Here is a 13,593-nt window from a genome sequence, read left to right as displayed (position 1 = left end):
GATGATGCTCGAACAAGCATTAAAAAAATGGTTTGGTTTTACGGATTTTCGAGAGGGGCAAAAAGAAGTAATTGAAGCACTTCTCAAGCAGCAGGATGTTTTTTCGATGCTTCCAACAGGAACGGGAAAGTCGATATGCTATCAGCTCCCTGCACTTTTGGCGGAAGGTATCACGATTGTTGTTTCACCGCTTCTCTCATTAATGGAGGATCAAGTTCAACAGCTGAAAAGTAAAGGAATCAAGCAAGTTGCAGCTCTTAATAGCTTTTTAACGGAACAGAAACGAAAAGAAGTGATGGCCAGCATTCATCATTTTAAGTTAATGTATGTTTCACCTGAAATGCTGCAGCAACCATCCGTTCTCACTCTTTTGCGCAGTCAAAAGGTGTCCTACTTTGTCATTGATGAGGCCCATTGCATTTCCCAATGGGGGCAGGAATTTAGACCAGATTACTTACGGCTTGCTGATGTGCGTAAGCAGCTTGGAACGCCGCCGTGCCTAGCAATTACGGCGACAGCGACGAAAGACGTTCAAGACGATATAAAAAGACGTCTTCGTTTACATGAGGCAACAAACATTGTCTATAGCGTCGATCGACCAAATATTGCGATGATGGTTGAGCGGTATCATTCGACAAAGGAGAAGCTGCAGGCGCTCATTACCTTCGTAAAGAACTTAAAAGGCCCAGGAATTATTTATTTTTCAAGCCGTCAATGGACAGAGAAAATCAGTTACGCCTTACGTGAAGCGGGGATTGATAAGGTGAGTCATTACCATGGAGGAATGAGTAATGAAGACCGGATTTTGATCCAGCAGCAATTTATGGAAGGGCAATTATCTGTCATTTGCTGTACAAGCGCCTTCGGTATGGGTATTCATAAACCGGATGTTCGTTTTGTGATTCATTTTCATTACCCGACACAGCTTGCCTCATATGTGCAAGAAATTGGCCGGGCAGGACGAGATGGACGAAAGAGCATTGCCATCTTACTCTACAGCCAAGAAGACAAAGGAATCCCCCGTTCTCTTTTGGACTTAGAATTGCCGTCCGAACAAGAAATTGATGCTTACATTCAGGCGGTCATGAATGTAAGCCGCTTGACGAAAGAGCAAGAAGAACAGATTCGGATCATTTCTGGTGGTTCGGAAACGTCCTGGAGACAATTAAAGTACCTTTTAGAAGAGCGTGGCATTATGAAGGGGACGGAGGTTCGACGGTTTTCAGCCGATGCCATTAAGGCTGAATTAAGGAACCATGTATCTCAGCGTAGAGCGGAAAAACAACAACAATTGACCGAGTTTGAACGATGGATTCATTCTTACAGCTGTAGAAGAGAAAAGCTTCTAGCCCATTTTTCTGAAGCATTACAATCTCGGCCTCCTCATTGTTGTGATAACTGTGGGGTTACATATCAAAGCTATCAGAAACGAAAAGAAGAGGGAGAAGAAAAAAAATCAGATTGGAAAACCATATTAGCTCAACTGTTTCATCAGTCAGAGGGGGGAGCTTCATGACAAGGCAACAACGATTGATTGAACAGATGACGGACAAAGAAATTCTTTTAAATCTTTATTTATCACAGGCAATCATGTTTGTTATTGCAGTCGTTTTAGGTTTCTTTTTGTTTGAGCGTTGGGTAGATTTTTGGGCTTATTTTCACTGGGACGTTCAACAAATCTTCCTCTTTGGCGGTGGAGCAGCACTTTTTGTTCTTCTGATTGATTTCATTTTATATCGTACTTTACCAAAAGCTTGGATGGATGATGGAGGGATAAATGAACGAGTTTTTCGAAATCGTTCTGTTCCGCACATCTTCTTTCTCGCATTTGTTGTCGCAGTTGCTGAGGAAACACTGTTTCGCGGTGTGCTGCAAACACAGTTTGGCCTTTTTGCTGCAAGTGCGATTTTTGCTTTGATCCATTTTCGCTATTTGCAAAAACCCGTTTTATTTTTAAGTGTCTTGCTCATAAGTTTTTTATTAGGCTGGCTGTTTCTAGTAACAGGAAATTTGCTCGTTACGATTTTTGCCCATTTTCTAATCGATTGCATTTTAGGGCTTGTTATTCGGCAAAAACCGAAACATGCATAAGTGCTGCCTCTGCCTTAAATATATGAAACAAGTCGTTAACATCCATCGTATAACATGATATAAAGCAGCATTGTATCTTCAACCTGCTCTTAAGCTCCGCCCTTTTTCCATCAACCGATAGAAAAATTCATTCACCTTTATTATAAATAAAAAGGGGGATTTATGATGACTTCAAGATATAAACGGGATCAAGCAGAAAATTTACGCGAACAAGTACAAAACAGACGATCAAGATCAACAAATGAGGAAGCGACTGAAAAGCTACCTTCTCGGATTGAAGTACACCGAAACCGAAGAAATAAAATGAAATGGAAGCTAAAGTTTCCGCTCGTTCGTTTTTTATTATTGCTTTTTATCCTTTTGGTTATTGTTGCCTTAAGCTCACCGTACTGGATCGATCGGTTCTTTTCGTCTTAAGCATACGTACTAAACCAGCTCTCACTTTCATATAGGTAGAATAACCGGAAAATAGGGGGGAGGTTGCTCTTGCTTTGGACATTTAAGCAAAATGAAGCATCAGAGGTGGCAATCGTGATGCTAGAGGAGCTGATAACGAGAAAGAAAAAGTGGGACAATTACGACAAATTAAAGAGCCGATGGGCGTTTACTGGACTTAGTCTCATTGCTATTGTTGTTTGTTACTTCTTTTATTTCTATGCATCGAGGCAGCCTTCATCCGTGCTCCAATTAATCGGCGGGGATAGTAGCTTCATCTTTCTTTCATTAGCGGTTGCCTTTGCTTTTTTTCAAGTGAAATATTATTACTTGAAAAGTGAGAAAGCAGAAAAGGAATTTGACGCTCTCCGTGAAGAGTTAATCGAACGTTCAACGGAATTATGGTATACGGAAGAGCAGTGGAATAACCGAAAACAAGTGTATGATAAGATGAATAAAGACTATGGTATTAATTTATTTTTTAAATAAAAAAGAAGGGTGTCCTATCGAACAAAGATAGACAACCCTTCTTTTTTCGGTTGGAATTTTCGAACCAGGCTAGGAAGTTAAAAAAGGATGCCCGAAAAAAAGATGACATTGACGACTAAACGATTGACCATTAATAATTATGGATTGGTCATTGTATGACTCAATTCGACCGAATGCAAGAGTTTCTACGCGCTTAGAGCAATAGACTTCAATCGGCAAACCGATACGATGGTTGAATTCCAAATCCTGATTCGTGACGAGCGATTTATCTGTAAGCTTCGTTAAAACCACAACAGTCACTCCTTTAGTTTGTAAGATCTCTGTTGATAATTGAAAGCGATTTCATTACATATAGTATAGTTTAATTTTACTGAATTTTCAAATCTTTTGTTTGGATTATTACGATGAATCATGTTCATTATGTCATTCTGTAAAGAAAACAAGAGATGCAAAACAAGTCTAAAAAAATAAAAAACTGTTACGAGAATTGACACATTTAGCACTGAATTAGACAAAAACCATATGTTATTATTTTTATAAGTTAAAAGAAAAACGAAGCACAAAGTATTTTTGGATGGGGAGTGGAGTGAATCATGACATTGGTACAACTGACGGCTGTGTTAGGATTCGGTTTCATGGCAATGATTTTAGCCATTACGATGGCATACGGTTTTTATAAGTTCTCAGACCTCTCAGAGTAAGTAGCTGTATTTTTAAAATTGTGACCAAGCTGGTATCCAATCGGGTATCAGCTTTTTTAATGTTTTATGAACCGTGTCATATATGGCTTGGTACACTGCACTTTGATAAAGAGGGTGATGAGATGTTTTCACGGTTTTCTTTTTTCTGGTAGAAAGGTACAATCATTCTAGAGATAGTAGATGGATCAAAAGTGGAGGGATGTTCGTGCTTGAGCTATTAAAAGAGAAATTAACCTCGTTCTATCCAGAAATGGTAGAAGTGCGGAGATTTTTACATCAACACCCTGAGCTGTCTTTTGAAGAGGAAAAGACCCCTGCATTCATTGCCGATTATCTAGAAAGGCTTGGCGTTGAAGTGAAACGAAACGTTGGCGGCAGAGGTGTTGTTGGCTACATAAAAGGTGGTAAGCCAGGTCCTACGGTTGCCCTTCGTGCAGACTTTGATGCGTTGCCTATTCAGGAAGAAACGGGTGTTGACTATGAATCAACGGTTCCTGGGGTTATGCATGCCTGTGGGCACGATGGTCATACCGCAACACTTTTACTTGTGGCAAAAGTACTAATGCAAGAGCAAGAAAACTTGCCAGGGACGGTTGTATTCATTCATCAATTTGCAGAAGAATTAGCACCAGGTGGCGCCATTGAAATGATCAACAACGGTTGTTTAGAAGGCGTCGATGTGATATATGGGACACATTTATGGTCAACGATGCCATATGGAGAAATTGGCTATCGCACAGGAGCAATTATGGCCGCAACCGATAAGTTTGAAGTAACTATTCAAGGAAAAGGTGGGCATGGCGCCTCTCCTCATGAGACAGTCGATGCGATCGCAGTAGGTGCAGCCGTTGTGCAAAATCTTCAGCATATTGTTAGTCGAAATGTGGACCCTCTTCACTCAGCAGTCTTAAGTGTGGGGGCGTTTCAGGCTGGTGGACCATTTAATGTGATTGCAGACAAAGCGACGCTTATTGGTACAGTACGAACCTTTGACGAAGCTGTTCAAGAGATGATCATTGAGAAAATGGAACAAACCATTAAAGGGGTTTGTGAAGGAATGGGCGCTGGGTACGACTTCTCATACAAAAAAGGGTATCCTGCAGTCATTAATGAGGCGACTGAAACAAAACGGGTAATGAAGGCTGCTAAACAGGTGACTTCGACCGTCTATGAGATGGCTCCAAATATGGGAGGAGAAGATTTTGCCTATTATTTACGACAGGTTCCTGGTAGCTTCTTCTTTACAGGTGCTGGAAATATTGAAGAGGGAATTGTATATCCTCATCATCACCCTAAATTCAACTTTGACGAACGGGCCATGCTTGTTGCTGCTAAAGTCCTTCTAACGGCAACGCTTGATTATTTAACGGAACATTCGACAGACCTTGTCAAAAGCACGCGGGGATAGCGAGATTCACTGTGATTGATAGGGAATTGCCGAATTAAAAAAGGAAGAATAGATGACGAGGCTGACTCAATAAACAATGAATCTGTTCACTTAGATAATGCCAGCATGAAAACCAAAGCATGCGACTCATTAGCTGAGAGAATAGATGTTTTAATGAGTTGTCCTCGTTTTTTAAATGGAATTGTAACTGAAAAAATTCTTGTAACCTTGCAGGGAAAGTGGACGTTAAATAGAGTAGACATAGGACGGTGTACACTAAAATCGGAGGTTAACCACGATGGAAGAACAATTGTTAAATCGTGCAAAAAAGGGGGAGGATGATGCGTTCCATCAACTGATTGAGCGCCATCTGAAGACAGTCGAAAAATTTGCCTATCAATTAGGCGTCTCATCTGCTCATGTGGAAGATGTGACCCAGGAGGTCTTTTTAAAAGTGTATCGCTTTTTGCATAAGCATGACCGTGGAAAATTCACCACGTGGCTATATTCCATTACATTAAATGTTGTTCGGGATTTTTACCGAAAAGAACAACGGATGAAGCGTAAAACGATTGAACTACAACGTCAAGCACCTGAACAAATGTATGTTGAGGATCATTTTGATGAGGTGACGCGAGCACTTCATGAGATGATTCAACAGCTTGATGAAAAATATAAAATTCCGATTGTTCTACATTATTTTCATGCACTTAGCTATCAAGAAATTGCGAAGATAATGAATGTATCAGAAGGGGCAATCAAAACACGGATGCTACGTGCAAAACAACAATTAAAGCTACAGTATGAAAAAGTAGGTGAAAAATGATGAGCGATAATCAATTTGACAAATTGATGGAGCAGCTAAAGAACGATTACGATAAAATGCCAACACAATCCTCCCCTACTAAAATTATGGCTGGAATTAAAAAGCAGAAGAAACGGAACTGGTTTATTTTTTTTCGACAATGGCAAGTCGCAGCCATGATCATCCTCACAATTGGAATTGGTTCTGTGCTTGTTATGAACCAAATCGGGAGTCAAAACGAGACGAGTTTGGAGGCGAATGATCGCTCAACCGTCAATGAATCAACGGCTATAGACGAAGCAGCTGAGCTTTTCTCTACTGAAATGGAGCAAGGGGATTTAGCTGAATTACAGGGAAATCAAAAAGAAGATGTAGGCGAAGAAACACCCGATGGAGCGGTAGCAGAGGATACATCTGAGGAGGCAATGGTAGGTGCTTCAGCGATCGAGCCCCCTGATGAAGAGGCGGCACAATTTTTGTTAGAAGGTACAGAAGGGGAGTTAAATGTTTCTCCTTTGCAAGATGATAAGCTCAGCTTTTATACGTATTACGATTCACGATTTGATGTAGAGCGTGTTACAGATGAAGAAATGACCGGCTATGAAATTTATATGAATTTTAGCAATGGTCCAATTGAACCATCTGTGTTTGAAATCGCCCTTGTTTCTAACAATCAAGCTGTAAATGAAGAAATTGAAGCGATACGCCAACATTATGTGAACGGCGGGTATGCTGAAATTTCCGCAAATAGCTATATGATTGAACGAATACCTGCACAAGTCATTACTGAGTTTGCTTTTCAAAAGGACGGCTATGATACACATGTTGCCGCAGTAGAGTTTGGTGAAGAGCTTTACTTTTTTACAACCCATAAAGTTAGCAAAGATAATGTGGACCAAATTGAATTGAATGAGGCGTATGAAAATCATTTTCGCTATATCGCAAGTCAGTTCCGCTGGCTTTATTAATGGGTTTTGGTTATCGAACAAACTTAAGCTTGTAGGTCGATGGATAGTAGGCTATAAATTGGATGATTGTTGTCTCCTGCTCCTGGTCGGTTACTTTGGCGCTTTTATGGTATAATGGATGTCGGTTTGTTAACGCGAGAATTGTGAAGGAGGGAGACAATTGGTTTATCTTGGATTCATTGGGGCTGGACTTTTCAGTCTGTTTGTCTACATGTATTTTGAGGCAAAACGGAATCGTGTGAAAACACACACTCTCTATTTTGACAGTCTTCCCTCCTCCTTTGATGGGGTAAGGCTCTTTTTTATTTCTGATATCCACCGTCGCCAAATTTCCCTTTCGATTATAGAGGAAATCAAAGGGAATGTGGATGTGATCATTATCGGTGGTGATTTGTTAGAGAAGGGTGTACCGTTATCAAGGGTGGAAAATAATCTCCGTTTGCTGAGGAGTATTGCTCCAACTTATTTTGTGTGGGGGAATAATGACTATGAAGGGGATGTAAAAAAGCTAGATGCTCTTCTCCTTGAGAATCAAATTCATGTTTTGGCAAATAGTCTCGCTGTTTTTGAGCAGAATGAGGATAAACTCGTCCTAATAGGAGTGGATGATATCGGTCAAAAACGTGATAATATCGAGGAGGCAATGACTGAGTGCCCCGATGGATTTCATATTCTCATTAGTCATAATCCATTGATTACAAAAAAGCTTACATCAAATATACCGATACACTTAATATTAAGTGGTCATACCCATGGTGGCCAAATTCGGATATTGGGGTGGGGGCTTGAAAAAAAAGGAGCGATTCATTTCGAAAATTCTCGGGTACATTTAATCAGTAATGGCTACGGCACTACAAGTGTGCCTTTGCGACTTGGTGCGCCTGCTGAAACTCATTTAATCTGTTTAAGAACAAAGACCCATACAAAGCCTTGACATCAAGTTGTACAAAGTTTACACAAGGTGCATTCTTCGTTATACTACTTTATAGAAAAGGAAGCTAAATCCTTTTAAAAAAGGGTAAGCGCTTGTGTATTTCATGCAAAAGTCAAGACATGATATGGGGGAAAACACATGTCTCAAAATGAAGGCAAATATAATATAAAAGCCATTTCAACAATGCTAGGAATCCAGCCAGGAACCTTACGAGCTTGGGAGCGGCGCTATCAGATCTTTGAACCGATTCGAAATCAAGCGGGTCATCGATTATATTCCGATGAGCATGTTGCGATTTTACGCTGGCTGATCGATAAAGTGAACAAAGGCTTTACAATTGGACAAGCGGTTGACTTATTGGAAAAAGGGAATATTACAGTAGAAGAGCAAGAAACAGCCAGGTATGATGATTACTCTGAACAGTTGGCAGAGGATATTTTGCAAGCGTTGCTCTCTTTTCAAGAAGCAAAAGCACACCAATTATTAAATCAAGCATTTAGTTTATTTAGCATTGACAAAGTGACCATTGACATTTTGGGGACATTGCTCGTTCGTGTCGGTACAATGTGGGAGAACAACGAAATTACTGTCGCTCACGAGCACTTTGTCACAGCTTTTTTACGAACAAAAATCGGAAACATTTTTCACGGGATGCCAATTGATGGGTTTTTGCCAAAGGTTGTGGCAGTATGTGGACCAAATGAAACCCATGAGCTTGGATTACTCATCTTCAATTTATTTTTACGTAGAAAAGGATTTGAAGTGATTTACTTTGGGGCAGGGATTCCCGAGGATAATGTTGAACTTGTCATTCGAGAAGTGAATGCCAAATTGTTTTTCACATCTTGTACAATGCAACAAAATTTGCAAGCAACGCTCTCTCTCATTGAGCAGCTTCAAGTAAAGTTTCCTTGTTTATTGGTTGGAGCGGGAGGCTTTGCTTTTGATAAATTAACGAAGGAACAGAAAGAGAGATACAAGTCCGTATTGATTGGGAAAACGAAACAAGAATGGGAACGCTGGTTAATGAATCATCTTCATATATGATTAGGTTCATCTACACTTGCTGATTTTCGAACCTTCTTTTCGATTCTCACATATTGTATAGTAAAACTTCAATCGGGACCCGGTCACTGTGGACAGTAGGGCAGGATCCGTCATGAGGAGGGTCATAAATGCGTTTAGAGCGTTTGAACATTAATAAAATAAAGGTGTTTTTGACGTTTGATGACCTGCAAGAGCGTGGCATCACGAAAGAGGACCTTTGGCAGGACATTCCGAAAGTGCATGACTTGTTTCGAGATATGATGCTTGAAGCAGATGATGAACTTGGATTTAAAGCAGATGGTCCCATTGCAGTCGAAGTGTTTGCCCTTCCTGCTCAAGGTATGGTTATTATCGTTACGAAAGGTACGACAGAATTTGATGAAGACAGCTTTGAAGAAGGCTACATCGAAATGCAAGTAACGTTAGACGAAAGTGATGAAGTCTTCTATGAATTCGCAGAGCTTGAGGATGTTATTGCTCTCTCTTCCCGTCTTTTTCCGTTCGGCGTAACGGGTGGAGTGCTTTATCATTTTGAAAATAAATATTATGTTAAGTTTGAGGACGAAGATCTTGAAGAGATAGAAGAGCAAGCATTTATTTCATTGCTTGCAGAGTTCGGTAATCCATCGACCATTTCAACCTATCGAGTCGGTGAATATGGAAAGTGTTTAATGGAAAGCCAAGCCATCCACCGTCTTTTTGAAACCTTTATTAAACGTTAAAAAACTGATGAAGCGTTTTTCATCAGTTTTTTTAAGGATAAGAATGATAAATTCGATGATGTCTAGAAAGTGCCTTTTTTTATCATGAATGAGAGTAGGGGCTGACAAAAAGAGAACCTATACATTTTTGAGGAAGCAGTCATGATAACTCTTAAATAACATTAACTAGCCTGTAGGTAACTGACATGAATTTTTAGTAAAAGTAAAATGAAGGTTGGCGGTTGAAAACAGAAGATGGGGAAAAAGACAGGCAATTTCAAAAGGTGGGTATGTTACAATAGGAACGTTCATACATAGTTCCATCGTTGAATAAGACGAATATACTGTCGTATAGGTCGGAGAAGTAGGAGTGATGCAAGATGAAAATAGCTGTACTATATGGAGGGACATCTGCTGAACGGGAAGTGTCTCTTTCATCAGGAAAAGGAATTATGAATGCCTTGAAAGCCAATGGACATGAGGTAATCGGAATTGATTTTCAACCATCAAGTATTCGCGAATTGCTTGATTTAAACGTTGACCTTGTCTATATTGGGCTACACGGTCGGTTAGGAGAAGATGGGAAGGTTCAAGCCATTCTCGATATGCTTGACATTCCTTATGTTGGAACCGGTGTACAAGGATCAGCATTAGCAATGGATAAAGCAAAATCAAAACTATTCTTTGCCAGAGAGGGAATTCGTGTGGCAAAAGAACACATACTATACAAGCATACATTTGATAAAGCTTCATTTGAGCATACGCTTTCCTATCCAGTCGTCGTAAAACCAAATCAAGAAGGTTCTACGATTGGCTTAACCATTGCGGAAGAGGAGAGCGTTCTTCTTGAAGGAATTGAGCAAGCTTTTCAATACGATGATACGGTTCTATTGGAAGAATTCATTTCAGGCAAAGAAGTAACGGTTGCTGTCATTGGGAACAAAGGCCAAGAAGAAGCATTACCAGTCGTAGAGATTGTACCGAAGAATAAGTTTTATGATTATGAAGCGAAATATGCACCAGGCATGAGTGAGCACATTGTTCCTGCCCGCTTATCAGAAAAACAAACAGCCTATGTTCAATCGGCCGCTGTTCGTGCTCATCAGGCTTTAGGCTGTGACATCTACTCTCGCGTCGACTTTATCGTTCCGGAGGATGGCGCGGATCCAGTTATCCTTGAAGTCAACACACTACCTGGAATGACACCAACGAGTCTTTATCCAGATGCAGCAAAAGCAGTTGGCTTGTCTTATGAGCAAATGATTGAAAAGCTTGTTGAACTATCATTAAAAAAATAAACGACCTATGTACGGTTGCTTTCCCGAGGTGTTGTGAAATTAAGTTCACAAGGTAACGCTGAGCAACCTTCAATGAAGGTGGTGCGAGTGAAAGTACTTCTTTGTTTCCTCAATTTGTACTGAAGCTCCGCCCCTTTTTCATGATAAATGTGCTTTCGATTGAGGGCATAAGAAGAGGCGCTCTTTTTCTCGAACATTTGTGATAAGCAAGGAGGAAATGTGAGCATCACGAAGTGAAAAATGAGTTTTATAGGTATTTTTTCCTTGAAAAGGTGGAAAAAAGATGCTGCTTTCATTATAGTTAATAGTAAAGAATGACAATTGATTGCATCCGTTGATTTGATGATAGGCTAGATATAGTGGCTAGAGGTGAAAGGAATGGAAGAAAAAGACAAGCAAGCGGAAACATTGGACGTGCTCGCTTCCACGCAAAAGGTCATTAAAAAAGCGCTCGACAAATTAGGATACCCAAATGAAATGTATGAACTGATGAAGGAGCCCATTCGAATGCTTACGGTTCGAATCCCTGTACGAATGGATGATGGTTCAACAAAAATTTTTACTGGGTTTCGCGCTCAACACAATGATGCAGTTGGTCCTACAAAAGGTGGAGTCCGCTTTCATCCAAACGTGACAGAAAAAGAAGTGAAAGCGCTGTCAATTTGGATGAGCTTAAAAGCAGGGATTGTGGATTTACCTTATGGTGGAGGAAAAGGCGGTATTATTTGTGACCCGAGAAACATGTCTTTTCGCGAGCTTGAACGTCTTAGTCGAGGCTATGTTCGTGCGATTTCTCAAATTGTTGGACCAACGAAAGATATTCCTGCACCGGATGTGTTTACAAATTCTCAAATTATGGCATGGATGCTTGATGAATATTCACGGATACGTGAGTTTGATTCACCAGGCTTTATTACAGGGAAGCCGATCGTATTAGGAGGTTCGCATGGGAGAGAATCTGCTACTGCAAAAGGTGTGACAATTTGTATACGTGAAGCAGCGAAGAAAAAGGGAATTGACCTTCAAGGAGCACGTGTTGTCATACAAGGCTTTGGCAACGCGGGAAGTTTTTTAGCAAAGTTCATGCATGATGCCGGTGCGAAGGTGGTTGGGATTTCAGATGCGTACGGGGCTCTTTACGACCCAGAAGGACTTGATATTGACTATTTGCTTGACCGTCGTGACAGTTTTGGAACGGTAACGAAGCTATTTAAAAATACAATAACAAACGAAGAGCTTTTAGAGCTTGATTGTGACATCCTCGTTCCAGCCGCCATTGAAAATCAAATAACTGAAAAAAATGCTCACAACATCAAAGCTTCGATTGTTGTTGAAGCAGCGAATGGTCCGACAACAATTGGGGCAACGAAAATTTTAACGGAGCGAGATGTTCTTCTTGTGCCTGATGTGCTTGCAAGTGCTGGAGGTGTCACCGTTTCCTATTTTGAATGGGTGCAGAACAACCAAGGCTACTATTGGACGGAAGAGGAAGTGGAAGGAAAGCTTGAAGCCGTTATGGTCCAGTCATTTGAAAATATTTATAAGCTGTCAAAAGGGCGAAAGGTCGATATGCGGCTTGCAGCTTATATGATTGGTGTACGTAAAATGGCCGAGGCTTCTCGCTTCCGTGGCTGGGTATAATTACGTATAATAGAATCTAGCAGGGATCTTCCCCATTTATGCACCCTTTATAAAGTGATCCTACTTTATAGAGGGTGCTTGTTTATCGAAAAGGTAATTGAGGTGAAAATGTGCAAACAGAGCAAGTGATCATCGTCGGAGCAGGGCCTTGTGGACTGGCTGCTGCGATTGCATTGAAAGAAAAGGGGATTAATCCCCTTTTGATTGAAAAAGACAATGTAGTAAGTGCAATCCATCGTTACCCGACCCACCAGACATTTTTTAGCACAAGTGAAAAGCTAGAAATTGGGGGTGTGCCATTTATTACAGAGCAGCGGAAGCCAAAGCGAAATCAAGCCCTTGTTTATTACCGTGATGTCGTAAAAAGAAAGAAACTGCGTGTCCATGCGTTTGAACGGGTAACAGGTGTAGAAAAAACAGAAAACGGGACCTTTGTTGTAGCAACGAACAAAGAGACGTATCAATGCTCTGCAGTTATTATTGCTACAGGCTATTATGACCAGCCAAATAAATTAGGTGTTCCTGGTGAAGAGCAAGCCCATGTTTTTCATTATTTCAAGGAGGCGCATCCATACTTTGATCAAGATGTTGTCGTGATCGGAGGGAAAAACTCTGCGGTGGATGCAACACTTGAGCTCGAAAAAGCAGGTGCGCGGGTGACGACGCTTTATCGCGGCGAAACCTACTCAGAAAGTGTAAAGCCTTGGATCTTGCCAGAATTTGTGTCCCTTGTGAAAAACGAAAAAATCACCATGGAGTTCCAAGCAAAGGTGAAAGAAATTACCCAAACCCACGTCATTTATGACGTCAATGGTCAAGAAAAAAAGGCGAAGGCCGATTTTGTGTTCGCCATGATTGGGTATCATCCTGACCATCAATTTTTACAAAAGATGGGGGTTGAAATTGATGAAGCGACAGGGCGGCCCCTTTTCTCAGCAGAGACGATGGAAACAAATGTTGAAGGTATTTTTATTGCAGGTGTCATTGCTGCCGGGAATGATGCGAATGAGATTTTCATTGAAAATGGTCGATTTCATGGAGGCTTCATTGCAGAAGCGATTGCAAAACGCATGTAAAAAACCCTGGTCTTCAGGGT

At 40.7% G+C, this 13,593-nt stretch carries 14 protein-coding genes; 13 read left to right on the top strand and 1 reads right to left on the bottom strand.

Annotation, left to right across the window (positions count from 1 at the left end; all coding sequences use genetic code 11):
* Nucleotide 1: 1 nt before the first annotated feature.
* The 4 genes from BLT_RS0112245 to BLT_RS0112230 all read left to right on the top strand — a co-directional run bounded on the left by BLT_RS0112245 (nt 2) and on the right by BLT_RS0112230 (nt 3,015).
* Nucleotides 2-1,516 (top strand): RecQ family ATP-dependent DNA helicase, encoded by a 1,515-nt coding sequence (locus tag BLT_RS0112245; RefSeq protein ID WP_026105098.1) that lies wholly within the window; start codon nt 2-4, stop codon nt 1,514-1,516.
* Complete coding sequence (locus BLT_RS0112240) at nt 1,513-2,091, top strand: CPBP family intramembrane glutamic endopeptidase (RefSeq protein ID WP_017728086.1); 579 nt, start codon at nt 1,513-1,515, stop codon at nt 2,089-2,091. Before BLT_RS0112245 ends, BLT_RS0112240 begins: the two co-directional genes overlap by 4 nt.
* Nucleotides 2,092-2,256: 165 nt before the next feature.
* A complete protein-coding gene (locus BLT_RS21855) occupies nt 2,257-2,508 on the top strand; it encodes a hypothetical protein (RefSeq protein ID WP_017728085.1) in 252 nt (83 codons plus the stop codon).
* A gap of 69 nt (nt 2,509-2,577) precedes the next feature.
* On the top strand, nt 2,578-3,015 hold the full coding sequence (locus tag BLT_RS0112230) for a DUF2663 family protein (protein ID WP_017728084.1): 438 nt from the start codon (nt 2,578-2,580) through the stop codon (nt 3,013-3,015).
* Nucleotides 3,016-3,084: 69 nt separating this feature from the next.
* Here the strand turns inward: BLT_RS0112230 and BLT_RS0112225 are convergent, their stop codons facing one another.
* Nucleotides 3,085-3,306 (bottom strand): hypothetical protein, encoded by a 222-nt coding sequence (locus BLT_RS0112225; RefSeq protein WP_017728083.1) that lies wholly within the window; start codon nt 3,304-3,306, stop codon nt 3,085-3,087.
* Nucleotides 3,307-3,921: 615 nt separating this feature from the next.
* Here BLT_RS0112225 and BLT_RS0112220 point away from each other — a divergent pair.
* The 9 genes from BLT_RS0112220 (at nt 3,922) to BLT_RS0112180 (ending at nt 13,573) form a co-directional block, all read left to right on the top strand.
* Nucleotides 3,922-5,124, top strand: a complete 1,203-nt coding sequence (locus BLT_RS0112220; protein ID WP_017728082.1) for a M20 family metallopeptidase — start codon at nt 3,922-3,924, stop codon at nt 5,122-5,124.
* Between the two features lie 277 nt (nt 5,125-5,401).
* On the top strand, nt 5,402-5,929 hold the full coding sequence (locus BLT_RS0112215) for an RNA polymerase sigma factor (RefSeq protein ID WP_017728081.1): 528 nt from the start codon (nt 5,402-5,404) through the stop codon (nt 5,927-5,929).
* Nucleotides 5,929-6,876: a hypothetical protein gene (locus BLT_RS0112210; protein WP_017728080.1), complete on the top strand. Its 948-nt coding sequence runs from the start codon at nt 5,929-5,931 to the stop codon at nt 6,874-6,876. The genes BLT_RS0112215 and BLT_RS0112210 overlap by 1 nt, the downstream gene beginning before the upstream one ends.
* Before the next feature lie 211 nt (nt 6,877-7,087).
* Nucleotides 7,088-7,810, top strand: coding sequence for a metallophosphoesterase (locus tag BLT_RS0112205; protein WP_081599660.1), 723 nt, complete (start codon nt 7,088-7,090; stop codon nt 7,808-7,810).
* A 138-nt stretch (nt 7,811-7,948) separates the two neighbouring features.
* Nucleotides 7,949-8,857: a MerR family transcriptional regulator gene (locus BLT_RS0112200; RefSeq protein WP_017728078.1), complete on the top strand. Its 909-nt coding sequence runs from the start codon at nt 7,949-7,951 to the stop codon at nt 8,855-8,857.
* Nucleotides 8,858-8,985: 128 nt separating this feature from the next.
* Nucleotides 8,986-9,579, top strand: a complete 594-nt coding sequence (locus BLT_RS0112195; RefSeq protein WP_017728077.1) for a genetic competence negative regulator — start codon at nt 8,986-8,988, stop codon at nt 9,577-9,579.
* A 359-nt stretch (nt 9,580-9,938) separates the two neighbouring features.
* Nucleotides 9,939-10,856: a D-alanine--D-alanine ligase family protein gene (locus tag BLT_RS0112190; RefSeq protein ID WP_017728076.1), complete on the top strand. Its 918-nt coding sequence runs from the start codon at nt 9,939-9,941 to the stop codon at nt 10,854-10,856.
* Nucleotides 10,857-11,234: 378 nt separating this feature from the next.
* Complete coding sequence (locus tag BLT_RS0112185; protein ID WP_017728075.1) at nt 11,235-12,497, top strand: Glu/Leu/Phe/Val family dehydrogenase; 1,263 nt, start codon at nt 11,235-11,237, stop codon at nt 12,495-12,497.
* A gap of 110 nt (nt 12,498-12,607) precedes the next feature.
* Nucleotides 12,608-13,573, top strand: a complete 966-nt coding sequence (locus tag BLT_RS0112180) for a YpdA family putative bacillithiol disulfide reductase (protein WP_017728074.1) — start codon at nt 12,608-12,610, stop codon at nt 13,571-13,573.
* Nucleotides 13,574-13,593: the final 20 nt, after the last annotated feature.

Source organism: Halalkalibacterium ligniniphilum (assembly GCF_000334155.1).
GTDB classification, from domain to species: Bacteria; Bacillota; Bacilli; order Bacillales; family Bacillaceae_D; genus Halalkalibacterium; species Halalkalibacterium ligniniphilum.
The sequence above is the reverse complement of the archived record's forward strand: the minus strand, read 5'-3'. Positions and strand labels throughout refer to the sequence as shown.

Excerpts from the sequence above, each read along its gene's own strand:
- BLT_RS0112245 (WP_026105098.1), top strand. The coding sequence starts at position 2 with ATGATGCTCGAACAAGCATTAAAAAAATGGTTTGGTTTTACGGATTTT.
- BLT_RS0112240 (WP_017728086.1), top strand. The coding sequence starts at position 1,513 with ATGACAAGGCAACAACGATTGATTGAACAGATGACGGACAAAGAAATT.
- BLT_RS21855 (WP_017728085.1), top strand. The coding sequence starts at position 2,257 with ATGACTTCAAGATATAAACGGGATCAAGCAGAAAATTTACGCGAACAA.
- BLT_RS0112215 (WP_017728081.1), top strand. The coding sequence starts at position 5,402 with ATGGAAGAACAATTGTTAAATCGTGCAAAAAAGGGGGAGGATGATGCG.
- BLT_RS0112210 (WP_017728080.1), top strand. The coding sequence starts at position 5,929 with ATGAGCGATAATCAATTTGACAAATTGATGGAGCAGCTAAAGAACGAT.
- BLT_RS0112205 (WP_081599660.1), top strand. The coding sequence starts at position 7,088 with ATGTATTTTGAGGCAAAACGGAATCGTGTGAAAACACACACTCTCTAT.
- BLT_RS0112200 (WP_017728078.1), top strand. The coding sequence starts at position 7,949 with ATGTCTCAAAATGAAGGCAAATATAATATAAAAGCCATTTCAACAATG.
- BLT_RS0112195 (WP_017728077.1), top strand. The coding sequence starts at position 8,986 with ATGCGTTTAGAGCGTTTGAACATTAATAAAATAAAGGTGTTTTTGACG.
- BLT_RS0112190 (WP_017728076.1), top strand. The coding sequence starts at position 9,939 with ATGAAAATAGCTGTACTATATGGAGGGACATCTGCTGAACGGGAAGTG.
- BLT_RS0112185 (WP_017728075.1), top strand. The coding sequence starts at position 11,235 with ATGGAAGAAAAAGACAAGCAAGCGGAAACATTGGACGTGCTCGCTTCC.